The sequence below is a fragment of the Micromonospora sp. NPDC005291 genome (assembly GCF_040607415.1).
Classification (GTDB): Bacteria; Actinomycetota; Actinomycetes; order Mycobacteriales; family Micromonosporaceae; genus Micromonospora.
Genome location: NZ_JBEXGR010000021.1, coordinates 76,473 through 88,324, shown reverse-complemented (window position 1 = coordinate 88,324; position 11,852 = coordinate 76,473). Strand labels below are relative to the sequence as shown.

Sequence of the window (11,852 nt, the reverse complement as noted above, 5' to 3'; positions counted from 1 at the left end):
CGACGACCTGCGCGGCTTGGCGAGGGTGATCGAGCGCGACGGGGGGTGAGGTCTGTGTCCCTACGACTCTCGCACACGGTTACGGCGGTGGTGGACGATCAGCGCGACCGCGCAGAGCATCGCCACCAGGCCGAACGCCGAGCTGATCCACGGGTTGTCCGCCGCGGTCGACAGCACCACGTTGGCCGCCGCACTGACGAAGAGCACCAGCCACAGCAGCGGACGTAGCAGGCCGCCCGGCTTCTTCGATGCGGCGACTGGGGCCTCGGTGATGCGGTACGGATCGGTCATGACTGCCTCCTTCGGCGAACGTTCCTCGACGCCGTCAACGCTAGGCGGGCGGCGCGGCGGGGACGATCCCGCCAGCTCGACGACCGTGGTACAGCAGGCTGTACCTTCCGCGCCGGGCGTTGCCGGACGGGGCCCGCGGTGGCCTATGTTGGCGGGGGAGGTGGGTCGATGGCGTACGTGCGGGGCCGGGTTCGCGCCTCGGTCGACGCCCTGGAGCACCTCGTCGGAGGGCTGGGCACCGCCACGCTGGCGCTGGGCGCGCTGCTCTGGGCGGCGATCGTGGCGGTGACCTGCCTGGGCGGGGTGGGGCTGCTGGCGGCGCCCGGTGCGTTGCGGGCGGTGCGCTCGGTGGCCGACCGCGAACGCGCCCGGCTGTCCCGCTGGGGCGAGCCGATCCCCACCCCGGGGCCGGTGCCGGCCGGGTTGCGGACGGCGGCGCGCGATCCCTTCGTGCGCCGGGAACTCGGCTGGGTCGCGCTGTACTCGCTCATCGGCCTGGTGACCGGGCTGGTCGGCCTCGCGCTGCCACTCTATGCCGTGCAGGACGTCACATTCCCGCTGTGGTACCGGCTGATCCCTGCCGACGCCGGCGCGCCGGGGATCGTCTGGTGGCGCATCGACGGATTGTCCGAGGCACTCGCGGTCGGGTTGCTCGGGGTGGGCTGGCTGGCCGCCGCGATCTGGTTCAGCCCGGTCCTGGCCCGTCTCCAGGCATGGCCGGGCCGGTGGCTGCTGCCTCCGCCGCCGGGTGTCGACCTGTCGCTGCGGGTGGCCGAGCTGACCGCCACCCGCGCTGCGGCGCTGGATGCCCACGCGGTCGAACTCCGCCGCATCGAGCGGTCGCTGCACGACGGCACCCAGAACCGGTTGGTCGCGGTCAACGTGTTGCTGGGTGCCGCGCGGCGGGCCCTGCGCCGCAATCCGGACCGCGCCGACGAGATCCTCGGGCAGGCGCAGGACGCTGCGGAACAGGCACTCGGCGAGCTGCGTACGGTGGTGCGCGGGATCCTGCCGCCCGTGCTGGACGACCGGGGTCTCGTCGGCGCGCTGGCGGGCCTGGCCGGCAGCTGCGTGGTGCCCTGCCGACTTGAGGTGGACGTGGCGGTGCGGTGCGCGGTCTCGGTCGAGGCCACCGCGTACTTCGTGGTGGCCGAGGCGCTGACCAACGTCGTCCGACACAGCGGTGCGAGCCAGGTGGACGTGGCCGTGCGCCGCGAGCGCGGCCGGCTGCTGGTGAGCATCGAGGACGACGGGCACGGCGACGCGGACGAGACACGTGGCTCAGGGCTCACCGGTATCCGCCGGCGGGTCGAGGCATACGACGGCCGGATGACACTGACGAGCCCACCGGGAGGGCCGACGAGAATGGACGTGGAGCTGCCATGCGGATCGTGATCGCCGAGGACGACCCGCTGCTGCGTGAGGGGTTGGCGCTGCTGCTGCGGGCGGAGGATCTGGACGTGGTCGCCACGGCCGGTACTCCGGGCGAGTTCTTGGTCGCCGTCGACGAACATGCGCCGGACGTCGCGATCGTGGACGTACGGATGCCGCCGACCCACACCGACGAGGGCATCGTGGCCGCGGTGGAGGCCCGGCGGCGGCGCCCCGGCCTCGCGGTGCTGGTCCTGTCGGCGTACGTGGAGCAGGCCTTCGCCACCGACCTGTTCTCGGTCGGCGCCGTCGGGCTGGGTTATCTGTTGAAGGAGCGGGTGGGCCGGGTCGAGGAGTTCCTCGCCGCGCTGCACCGCGTCGCGGACGGCGGCAGCGTGATCGACCCGGAGGTGGTGGCGCAGCTGCTCGCCCGCAACCGCCGGACGGACACGGCGCTGAGCGAGCTGTCGCCGCGTGAGCGTGAGGTGCTGGGGCTGATGGCCGAAGGGCTTGGCAACAGCGCGATCGCCGAGCGGCTGTTCGTCACCGACGGCGCGGTGCACAAGCACATCCGCAGCATCTTCTCGAAGCTTCAGCTTCCACCGGACGACCAAGCCGACCGCCGGGTCACCGCGGTGCTGCGCTACCTCAACGGCGATCGGCGGTAGCGCCTGCTGTACCCGGACCTGGCAGCCCGCGGGATGGTCGCCGTTCTCCCACGTCAATAGCGTTTCTGGTGCGCGCAGTTCTTGCCGATGACACGGAGAGAGGCCACCAGAATGCCGGACTATCCGGGACAGACCATCGAACCGGCGGTACGCGTCGAACAACTCACCCGCGTGTACGACGCCGGCCGTAACCAGGTGACTGCGCTTGCGGGCATCGATGTCGGCTTCGACCGGGGCACCTTCACCGCGGTGATGGGGCCCTCGGGCTCCGGCAAGAGCACGCTGCTGCAGACCGCGGCCGGGCTCGACCGGCCCACCTCCGGTCGGGTGGTCATCGGAGGCACCGACCTGTCAGGGCTGTCCGAGACCCGCCTGACCGAGCTGCGTCGTACACGGATCGGGTTCGTCTTCCAGGCCTTCAACCTGATCGGCGCGCTCACCGTCGAGGAGAACATCGTGCTGCCCCTGCGCCTGGCCGGCGTCCGTCCGGACCGGGCCTGGCTGACCCAGGTGGTCGAGCGGGTCGGCCTCACCGACCGACTGCACCACCGGCCGGCCGCGCTCTCCGGCGGCCAGCAGCAGCGGGTGGCGATCGCCCGGGCGCTGGCCACCCGCCCCGAGGTGATCTTCTCGGACGAGCCCACCGGCGCCCTCGACTCGCGGACCGCGGCGGAGGTGCTGACACTGCTTCGCGCGGTCGTGGACGAACACGGGCTGACCGTGGTGATGGTGACCCACGATCCGATCGCCGCGTCGTACGCGGACCGCGTGCTCGTGTTGGCCGACGGTGCGATCGTCGCCGACCTTCCGCAGCTCGGAGCCGCCCGTATCGCCGAGCACCTGGCGTCGCTGGATCGGCGGGCCCTCCGATGACCGGGCTCGCCGCCCGCCTGCTGCGGCACCGCGCCGGCCCCGCCGCCGCGACCCTGCTAGCCCTGATCGCCGGCGTGCTGATCCTGGTAGCGATGGGCACCCTCGTCGAGTCCGGGCTGCGTTTCCGCACGGAGCCACGGCTCTGGGCGGCGGCCGACGTGGTCGTCGCCAACAGCACGGTCAGCCACACGTTCAAGGAGTTCGACGGCGAAACCACCACGAGCACCGTCACGCTGCCCGAAGGCGGCACGGTGGACGCGGCCCTGGTGGACCGGATCCGCCAGGTACCGGGCGTCGCGGCCGTCACCGGCGACCAAGGCGTGCTGATCGGCTCACCCGCTGCCGTGGGACACGGCTGGGACACGTACGCCTTCACCGGTCGTCCCATCGCCGCGGGTGCCGCGCCACACGCCGACGACGAGGTGCTGGTCGACACCCGGCTCGGCGTGGCACCCGGCGACCACATCGACCTGGTCGTCGGCGGGGTCAGGCGGTCGTACCAAGTGAGCGGAACCGCTGAGACCGGTTCGGCGGCGGTGTTCTTCACCGACGCGCAGGCCGCCCGGTTGTCCGCCCACCCGGGCCGGGTGGATGCGATCGGCGTGCGGATGGTGCCCGGTGCCGACCTCGGCGCGGTACGCGAGATCGCGTCGGCGGCCGGCGCCACGACCTACACCGGGAAAGACCGTGGGAACGTCGAGCAGTCGGAGAACCAGGCCGCCCAGACGTTGCTGATCGAGGCCGGATCGGCATTCGGGGGGTACGTCGTCCTGCTGATCGTCTTCGTGGTGGCCGGCACCATCGGGCTGTCCGTCCGGCACCGTCGACGTGACCTGGCGTTGCTACGCGCGGTCGCGGCCACACCGGGGCAGGTGCGCCGCATGCTGATCGCCGAGGCCGCGCTACTCGCCCTGGTCGGCTCTGCGATCGGTGGCCCGGCCGGCCTGCTGGCGGCCCGCTGGGTGCACGGCGAGTTGGTCGGGCGGGGGTTCGTGCCGGCCGACTTCCCGATGGTCGGCGGCCTGTTCGCGGTGCCGGCCGCGGTCGGCACCGCGGTCCTCGTGGCGGTGCTCGCCGCGTTGGTCGCCGCACGCCGGGTCACCGCGATCAAGCCGATCGAGGCGCTCGGCGAAATCGCCGTCGAGCCTCGGCGTAGCGGTCGGGTGCGGCTGATCGCCGGCGTGCTGACGCTGGCGGCGGCCGGCACCTCCGGGGCGTTCACGCTCGGTGCCGCCGGTTCGACCGGGGCACTGGCCGGCGCCGTCGGCATGCTGTACCTGTTCGTCATCGCGGTGGCGCTGCTCGCACCGAGGATCAACGCGCACGCGGCACGCCTGCTCACACCGTTGTTGCCGCGGGTGTGGCGGGTCAGCGGCTACCTGGCTGCGGCCAATCTGCGGGCCAACGCGCAGGGCATGGCGACCGTCCTGACCGCCCTCGTGCTGTCCGTGGGGTTCGGCGGCTCGGTCTGGTTCCTGCAGACCAACCTGGAACGGCAGACCACCACGCAGAGCAGCGCGGGAACCCTCGCCGAGCGGGTGCTTGTCGCTCCGGGTGGGCTGCCGGCGGACGCGGCGCGGGAGATCCGCGAGTTGGCCGGGGTGCAGGCGGCCACTGGTGTGCGCCGTACGCAGGTTCTGGTGCGAGGGCTCGGCGGAATCGAGCCGGTCAGCGCGCAGTCGGTCGACCCGGCGGGCATCACGTCGACGATGGACCTCGCCGTGCGCGAGGGCAACCTGGCCGACCTGCGCGCGGGCACGGTCGCCCTGTCTGCGATGCAGGCGTCCTCGTCCGGCTGGGACGTCGGCGATCAGGCGGAACTCTGGCTGGGCGACGGCACCCCGGTCACGTTGGAGGTCATCGCGATCTACGGCCGTGGCCTCGGCTTCGGCGACGTCACGCTGGCCGCCGAGACGGTCGCCGGGCACACGGCCGGGGATACCGACGACGAGGTCCTGGTCAGCGCCGGCCCGGAGGCCGACACCGCGTTGGCCACGTGGGTGGCTGGGCAAACGGGCACCGAGGTTCTCGACGCCGCTACCCGTACGCGCCTGATCAGCACCGATCTGGCGCTCGGCGCCTGGCTGAACCGGCTGCTGATCGGCGTGATGGTGGGGTACGCGGCGCTCGCGGCGGCCACCACGATGGTAATGGCCGCGCTGGCCCGCCGCCGCGAGTTGGCGTTGCTACAACTGGTCGGGGTCACTCGCCGTCAGATTCGGAGGATGGTCCAGGCCGAACAGGCCGGGTTGCTCGGCACCGCGGTGCTGATCGGCGCGACGATCGCGGCGCTGACCCTGAGCGCGATCGTCAACGGACTGACCGGCAGCCCGATCCCGTACGTCCCGCCGCTCGGTGGGGTGGCGGTGCTCGGCGGCACGACACTGCTGGCGTTGGCAACCACGGTGTGGCCCGTCCGACGGCTGCTCAGCGTCCCTCCGATCGACAACATCGGTGTGAAGGAGTAGGCGTCGCGGCTCGAATATCGGCGACCGTGCCGCCTCCGCGATGCCTGCGGAGGCGGCACGGTCGCCCTGGTGGCCTACTCGATGCACGGGGTGGTAATCGCACAACTATTCCTCCGGACGGTGCAACTTTCCGGGCGGGTGGCTCCGTTCTACCCCCGTCACAGGGAGGCAGTTGACGTGAAAGCCGAAGACGAGCAGGCATTCCGCGAGTTCGTGACGTCAGAGATGGCGTCGCTGCGCAAGCTGGCGTACGTGACCTGCGGCGACTGGCACACGGCAGAGGACGCCGTGGCCAACGCGCTGGTCAAGCTCTACCCCCGCTGGCGAAAGCTGGAACGGCCCGATCTCTACGTCAAGACCATGGTCTACCGGGCCGCGATCGACGAGACCCGTCGGCCCTGGCGGCGCGAGCGGTCGGCCGGCGAGGGCCTGCCGGAGGTCACGGTAAGGGATCCGGCCGGCGCGACCGACGAGCGGATGCGCCTGCGGGCAGCGCTCGACACCGTGCCGGCCCGGCAGCGGGCCGCGGTCGTGCTCCGGCACTACCTGGGTTTGAGCCTGGAGGACACGGCCGGCGTCCTCGACTGCACGGTGGGCACGGCCAAGAGTCAGGTCTCCCGCGGCCTGGCGAAGCTGCGCGAGTCACTGGCCGGCGAACGCATCAATCTCAACGGGAAGCCGATGGAGGAGTGGACCAATGCAGTTGCATGATTTGGTGGACGCCGTGACGGGCGACGAGCCGCCGATGGCCCGTACCGCCGACGACATCATCGCGGCGGGCCGGCGGGCCGAGCGGCGTCGTCGCACCGGGTTCGCGTCGGCAGGCGCGGCCGGTCTCGTCGTGGTCGCGGTCGCCGGCGCGTTCCTGCTGCCGACCCTGGGCGCCGAGCAGGGCACTCCGGTCACGCCGGCCCCGGTCGGCGCGGCGACGTCCAAGGCCGGCGTGGCCGAGTGGCCCGCCGCCGTGCCGTTCACCTTCACCTTCAAGGGGTACGACGCGGGCACGCTGCACGTGCAGGACCCGATCGCGGCGTCCACCACGTACCAGATCGCCTCCGTCTACTCGGACGGCCACACCTCGAACGACAAGCCCGTCACCACGGAGGAGGCCGAGACTCAGGGCGACATCCTCGAGCAGAAAAAGAAGGCCAGCGGGGGAAAGCCAATTCTGTGGGCGTACCTGACCGTCTACCGACCGGGCGCCTTCGATCCCGCCGGGATCAAGCACGGCACGAACGTCACCGTGGCCGGGCGCAAGGCCGTGCAGGCGAACCTGCCGGTCGGTTTCGACCCGCGGAAGGAGCTGGACCAGGGCAACAAGCTGTTCGCCTGGGAGTACGCCGACAATGCCTGGGCGGCGGTCACGTCGTTCTCCACCGACGACGCCACTCCCAGCTTCGAGGACCTGGGCGGCCTGGTCGAAGGCCTGAAGCCGAGCCAGCCGACGCCGGCCCTGGTGCCGTTCACGGTGGGCTACGTGCCGGACGGCTACGTGCCGCTGCAGACCGGCACGCACGCCAGGTCCGGGATCGGCGGCATCGCCGCGGCCCGCGCCGGTGACTACGGCGGCGCGATGTACACCAAGCCGGCGGCGCGGACCTCGGGCCTGACCGCGCCGTACGACGCGCTCGATGGCGCCATCAAGGACGGCTTCGACATCTCCGTCGCGCCGAGCTCCGGCTCGAACCAGTCTCCGCAGCCCGGCGCGACGAAGTGCTACAACGTGACCAACGAGCGCGCCCGCGACAGCGGTCCCGAGGCTGGCGGCTTCTGCAACATCTGGAGCGCCGACGGAAAGGTCGTCCTCCAGGTCAGCACCAGTGGCCTCGGCAACGGACTGCCGCGCTCCGAACTGGAGAAGATCGCCAAGGGGATCACGGTCGCCGACGTCAAGGACGAGTCGACCTGGACCCCCGCGGCGAAAGCCCTCCAGCCGTAACGATCAGCACCGGACGCCACGAGCGGCGTCGTTGAGCGGTTCCGGCGGCGCTCTACCTTCGGTCGGCTCCGGGACCGACAAAACATGGTCATGGGCAACTGCCGCCGGTCCCGGCAGTTGCCCATGACCGGATGCGTCGGTTGCTACTGCGCGCCTGTCAGGGATGCACGAGACGCGCGAGATCCGGCTCGTAGTCTCGGCGGCCGCGATCACACCGAGTCGAGGCATCACGAGGATCGCCGCCCAGGACCCTGCCGCCAGCGGTGCAGCAACAGCACTTCGTCTTTGCCGATTCGGCAGCGACCGTCAAGCCACGGCCTGAGCCTCCCCAGCAGCGGACGGTCGGTCAGGTCAGGTCAGCGTCGGATTAGGCCGAGCTGGGTTGCGGCTGCGACGGCGGCGGTGCGGGACTCGACGCCGAGCTTGGTGTAGATGCGGGCGAGATGAGACTTGACTGTGCCTTCGGTGAGGTGAAGCCGGGAGCCGATCGCCTGGTTGGACAGGCCATCGGCGACCAGGGTGAGGACTTCGGTCTCGCGGCGGGTCAGGGCGGTGCGGGGGTCGCGTAGCCGACTCATGAGCCGGTCGGCGACAGCGGGGGCCAGGGTGGTGCGGCCGGTTGCGGCGGTGCGTACGGCGGCGGCGAGGTCTTCAGGCGGAGCGTCTTTGAGGAGGTAGCCGGTGGCGCCGGCTTCGATGGCGGGCAGAGTGTCGGCGTCGGTGTCGTAGGTGGTGACGATCAGTACACGGGGTGCGCCGGGGCGGGCGGTAATGGCGGCAGTGGCCTGAGCGCCGCTCATTCCTTTGCCGAATTGCAGGTCCATGAGGACGACGTCGATGTCACCGCGGCCGGCGCGGGTGACGGCTTCCTCAGCGGTGGCGGCTTCGGCCACGACTGTGATGCCGGGTTCGGTTTCCAGTACTGCGCGCAGCCCGGCCCGGACTATGGGATGGTCGTCGGCCAGGAGCAGACGGATGGGCTTGTCGGTCACGAGTTTGCCTCGACGCTGTTGTCGGCGGGGGAGGCAAGGGGTAACTGGGCGGCCAGGGCGGTGCCGTGGCCCGGGGCGGATTCGACGGTGAGGGTGCCGCCGAGGGCCAGGACGCGGGCGCGCATCGCAGGCATCCCGAATCCGCCGTTCTGGGCGTCGGGTGGCGGAAGCCGGTGCGGGTCGAAGCCGTGCCCGTTGTCGATGATGTCCACGGCGACGTGCTCGCCGAGGTAGCTGAGGGTGACGTCGGCGGTGGTTGCCTCGGCGTGGCGCACAGTGTTCGCAAGGGCGGACTGGACGATGCGCAGCAGGGCTGCCTCGTGCTCGGTTGGCAGCGGTCGGGGATCCCCGGTGAGATGGAAACGCGCGGTGAGCCGGTGGCGAGCGCTGGTGGTGGCGCACAGCCGTTCCAAGGCCCCAGCCAGGATCGTGCCTTCGAGGTCAAGTGGGGCGAGGGCGGCGACGAAACGGCGAGCCTCGGCGAGGTTGTCAACGGCGGCCTGGCGGGCCTGCTCGACGTAGCGGGTGGCCTTCTGCGGTGTGGAGGGCAGTGCCCGTTCAGCGGCGCGCAACAGCAGTTGGATGCTGCTTAGGCCTTGAGCGAGGGTGTCGTGGATCTCCCGGGCGAGGCGCTCGCGTTCGGCGAGCACACCGGCGGTGTGCTGTGCCGCGGCCAAGTCGGTGCGGGCCGCAATGAGCTCGTCGATCAGCTTCCGGCGGTGCTCGCTCTCGCGGTACAGGGCCTGGTACCCCCACACCACCGCGATCGACACGGCGGCGCCGAGTGCCGGGCCGATCGCCATCGCCGGGCTGACGGAACTTTGGTGAGCGCCGAAGCCCGCGATGGCCGCCACCGCGGTGATCACTACGGCGGCCAGGCCGCCACGGCGTGACAGCAGGTGCAGTTGCAGGAAGTAGAGCGGGAAGGCCACCCACACCGCGTCGGCCGACAGGACCAGCAGCATCAGCCAGATGGCGACCACGGCGGCCAGCCATACCGCAGCGGCGCGCCGGGAGCGGCTGACGCGGGGCAGGAAAGGTCCGGCCGCGTAGACCAGCCCACACGCTGCGGCGGCAGCGATGACCGTCCCGGCGTGCGGACGGCTGTTAACCACCGCCCGTCCGGCGGTCAGAGCGAGCAGGCCGACGATCAGCAAGTGCACACACCAGGTCAGGGTGCGGGTGGCGGGCGTCAAGGCCGGAGCAGTCATCCTCACAGTTCTTCCAGCCTATGCAGTCATCTCCCGGGACGGCCTCGATCAAAAGTTAGAACCGGCGCGCAGCCTTTCGACGCACCAGGAGCTGCCGTGCGCCAGACGCGGACCTAGAGGGTGCGCGGCGACGCTAGAGATCCCACTTCCACCCCATGAAGGGCAGGCCAAAGCCGTGTTCGTCGCCTGGAGAGATCTGAAGTTCGCCAAAGGGCGTTTCGCCCTGATGGGAACCGTCATCGTGCTGATCACTCTGATGGTCGGGCTGCTGTCCGGGCTGACCGCCGGCCTCGGTCAGCAGAACATCTCCGCGATCACCGGCCTGGCGGCCAACAAGATCGCTTTCAACGCGACGGGCACCGGTGAGAAGCTGTCGTTTTCGAACTCCACCGTCACCGAGAACCAATGGCAGCAGTGGTCCCGGACCCCGGGCGTGCAGAACGCCCAACCACTGGGCATCACCACCACCAAGGCCGCCGCCGGCGACAGGACCATCGGGGTCTCCGCATTCGGCGTTCAGCCCGGCTCGACGCTTGCCCCGGCAAGCAACAAGATCAACGAGCGCGCGGCGGTCCTGTCCACCACCGCCGCTGACAACCTCGATGTGGCCACGGGCGACACCTTCACCCTCGGCGGGCAGCAGGTGAACGTCGCCGCCGTGCACGGAGACGCCTCCTTCAGCCACACCCCCGTCGTCTGGACCAGTCTCGCCCTGTGGCAGAAGCTGGCACCTCCCACCGACAAGCCCAACGGTCTGACCGCCACCGTCATCGCCCTGAACACCACCGCCGACGCCGACATCCGGGCCGCCGACAAGGCCACCGGCACCACAACGGTCGCCAAGACCAACTCACTGTCCGCGATCGGCTCCTACACCTCCGAAAACGGCTCCCTCCAGCTCATGCGCGGCTTCCTGTTCGCGATCTCCGCACTCGTCATCGGCGCGTTCTTCACCGTCTGGACCATCCAGCGCAGCGGCGACCTCGCCGTACTCAAAGCCCTGGGAGCCTCCACCACCGGCCTGCTCAAGGACGCCCTCGGCCAAGCCGTCGTCCTGCTGACCGGCGGCACACTGCTCGGCACCGGCATCGCCGCCGGCCTCGGCGCCCTCGTCGCCGGCGCGGCCGTGCCCTTCATCCTCACTCCCGCCACCATCCTCGTCCCGGCCGCCGTGATGATCGCGCTCGGAGCACTCGGGGCCGCCCTGTCCATCCGTCGCATCACCTCCGTCGACCCGCTGACCGCCCTGGGGAGCGCCCGATGAGCCTCAACCTGCACGACATCACCCTCACCTACCCCGACGGCGATACCCGCCTGACCGCCCTCGACCACGTCACCCTGAACGTGCCCAAGGGCAGTCTGACCGCCGTCGTCGGCCCCTCCGGCTCCGGAAAGTCCACCCTGCTCGCCGTCGCCGCCACCCTCATCAGCCCCGACGCCGGAACCGTCGCCATCGACGGCACCACGACCACCGGCCTGAGCCGCCGAGAACTGACGACCCTGCGCCGGAACAAGATCGGCATCGTGTTCCAGCAGCCCAACCTGCTGCCGTCGCTCACCGCAGCCGAACAACTCCAAGTCATGGCGCAGCTCGACGGACGCTCACCGGCCAAGGCCCGCCGCCAAGCCATGGAACTGCTCGACAACGTCGGCCTTGCCGCACAGGCAGAGCGGCGCCCCCACCAGCTGTCCGGCGGCCAGCGCCAGCGCGTCAACATCGCCCGGGCGTTGATGAACGACCCCACCGTGCTTCTGGTCGACGAACCCACCAGCGCCCTCGACCACCAAAGAGGTGCCGACATCATCGACCTGATCACCCGTCTCACCCATCAACAGGCCACCGCCACCGTGCTCGTCACCCACGACCACAGCCGCCTCACCGCAGTGGACCAGATCGCTGAGGTCCACGACGGCCGACTCAAAGTGCCCACACCGATGCAGTAACCACTGTTCTCGAGACGCCCAACAGTCGACCGAGCATGCTGGCGTTCTCGGCTTCCTGAGAGACCCGGCGGCAGTGGCAGCGGGGTGCTGTAGAT

The 11,852-nt window shown here is 70.7% G+C and carries 11 protein-coding genes; 8 read left to right on the top strand and 3 right to left on the bottom strand.

Translation table 11 applies throughout. The annotated features are described in order from the left end of the window. Window positions 1-60: 60 nt before the first annotated feature. Window positions 61-291 carry a hypothetical protein gene (locus ABZT18_RS24890; protein ID WP_354996591.1) on the bottom strand — a complete coding sequence of 77 codons (231 nt, stop codon included), beginning with the start codon at window positions 289-291 and terminating at the stop codon, window positions 61-63. Window positions 292-459: 168 nt separating this feature from the next. Between ABZT18_RS24890 and ABZT18_RS24885 the strand changes: the two genes are divergently transcribed. The 6 genes from ABZT18_RS24885 to ABZT18_RS24860 all read left to right on the top strand — a co-directional run bounded on the left by ABZT18_RS24885 (window position 460) and on the right by ABZT18_RS24860 (window position 7,610). Beyond that, window positions 460-1,686 carry a sensor domain-containing protein gene (locus tag ABZT18_RS24885; RefSeq protein ID WP_354996590.1) on the top strand — a complete coding sequence of 409 codons (1,227 nt, stop codon included), beginning with the start codon at window positions 460-462 and terminating at the stop codon, window positions 1,684-1,686. Further along, entirely contained in the window at window positions 1,674-2,330 is a 657-nt protein-coding gene (locus ABZT18_RS24880) for a response regulator transcription factor (protein ID WP_354996589.1), read from the top strand. Before ABZT18_RS24885 ends, ABZT18_RS24880 begins: the two co-directional genes overlap by 13 nt. Before the next feature lie 111 nt (window positions 2,331-2,441). Continuing rightward, window positions 2,442-3,203, top strand: a complete 762-nt coding sequence (locus tag ABZT18_RS24875; protein WP_354996629.1) for an ABC transporter ATP-binding protein — start codon at window positions 2,442-2,444, stop codon at window positions 3,201-3,203. Continuing rightward, the gene (locus ABZT18_RS24870; protein ID WP_354996588.1) at window positions 3,200-5,671 is read left to right on the top strand and encodes an FtsX-like permease family protein; all 2,472 of its coding nucleotides are present in this window, start codon (window positions 3,200-3,202) and stop codon (window positions 5,669-5,671) included. Before ABZT18_RS24875 ends, ABZT18_RS24870 begins: the two co-directional genes overlap by 4 nt. Before the next feature lie 177 nt (window positions 5,672-5,848). Next, window positions 5,849-6,382, top strand: coding sequence for a SigE family RNA polymerase sigma factor (locus ABZT18_RS24865; RefSeq protein WP_355252565.1), 534 nt, complete (start codon window positions 5,849-5,851; stop codon window positions 6,380-6,382). Beyond that, window positions 6,369-7,610 carry a hypothetical protein gene (locus tag ABZT18_RS24860; RefSeq protein ID WP_354996586.1) on the top strand — a complete coding sequence of 414 codons (1,242 nt, stop codon included), beginning with the start codon at window positions 6,369-6,371 and terminating at the stop codon, window positions 7,608-7,610. Before ABZT18_RS24865 ends, ABZT18_RS24860 begins: the two co-directional genes overlap by 14 nt. 356 nt (window positions 7,611-7,966) lie before the next feature. On the opposite strand, the gene ABZT18_RS24855 is transcribed toward ABZT18_RS24860, so the two are convergent. Then, window positions 7,967-8,602, bottom strand: coding sequence for a response regulator transcription factor (locus ABZT18_RS24855; protein ID WP_354996585.1), 636 nt, complete (start codon window positions 8,600-8,602; stop codon window positions 7,967-7,969). Next, window positions 8,599-9,813 (bottom strand): sensor histidine kinase, encoded by a 1,215-nt coding sequence (locus ABZT18_RS24850; RefSeq protein ID WP_354996584.1) that lies wholly within the window; start codon window positions 9,811-9,813, stop codon window positions 8,599-8,601. Before ABZT18_RS24850 ends, ABZT18_RS24855 begins: the two co-directional genes overlap by 4 nt. On the opposite strand from ABZT18_RS24850, the gene ABZT18_RS24845 reads away from it, so the two are divergent. Beyond that, window positions 9,785-11,077, top strand: coding sequence for an ABC transporter permease (locus ABZT18_RS24845; RefSeq protein ID WP_354996583.1), 1,293 nt, complete (start codon window positions 9,785-9,787; stop codon window positions 11,075-11,077). The two genes, ABZT18_RS24850 and ABZT18_RS24845, sit on opposite strands and share 29 nt — an antisense overlap. Next, window positions 11,074-11,757, top strand: a complete 684-nt coding sequence (locus ABZT18_RS24840) for an ABC transporter ATP-binding protein (protein ID WP_354996582.1) — start codon at window positions 11,074-11,076, stop codon at window positions 11,755-11,757. Before ABZT18_RS24845 ends, ABZT18_RS24840 begins: the two co-directional genes overlap by 4 nt. Window positions 11,758-11,852: the final 95 nt, after the last annotated feature.

What these genes read in the sequence shown, in the direction of transcription:
- ABZT18_RS24870 (WP_354996588.1), top strand. Translation starts at nt 3,200, where the DNA reads ATGACCGGGCTCGCCGCCCGCCTGCTGCGGCACCGCGCCGGCCCCGCC.
- ABZT18_RS24890 (WP_354996591.1), bottom strand. Translation starts at nt 291, where the DNA reads ATGACCGATCCGTACCGCATCACCGAGGCCCCAGTCGCCGCATCGAAG.
- ABZT18_RS24885 (WP_354996590.1), top strand. Translation starts at nt 460, where the DNA reads ATGGCGTACGTGCGGGGCCGGGTTCGCGCCTCGGTCGACGCCCTGGAG.
- ABZT18_RS24840 (WP_354996582.1), top strand. Translation starts at nt 11,074, where the DNA reads ATGAGCCTCAACCTGCACGACATCACCCTCACCTACCCCGACGGCGAT.
- ABZT18_RS24880 (WP_354996589.1), top strand. Translation starts at nt 1,674, where the DNA reads ATGCGGATCGTGATCGCCGAGGACGACCCGCTGCTGCGTGAGGGGTTG.
- ABZT18_RS24860 (WP_354996586.1), top strand. Translation starts at nt 6,369, where the DNA reads ATGCAGTTGCATGATTTGGTGGACGCCGTGACGGGCGACGAGCCGCCG.
- ABZT18_RS24875 (WP_354996629.1), top strand. Translation starts at nt 2,442, where the DNA reads ATGCCGGACTATCCGGGACAGACCATCGAACCGGCGGTACGCGTCGAA.
- ABZT18_RS24850 (WP_354996584.1), bottom strand. Translation starts at nt 9,813, where the DNA reads ATGACTGCTCCGGCCTTGACGCCCGCCACCCGCACCCTGACCTGGTGT.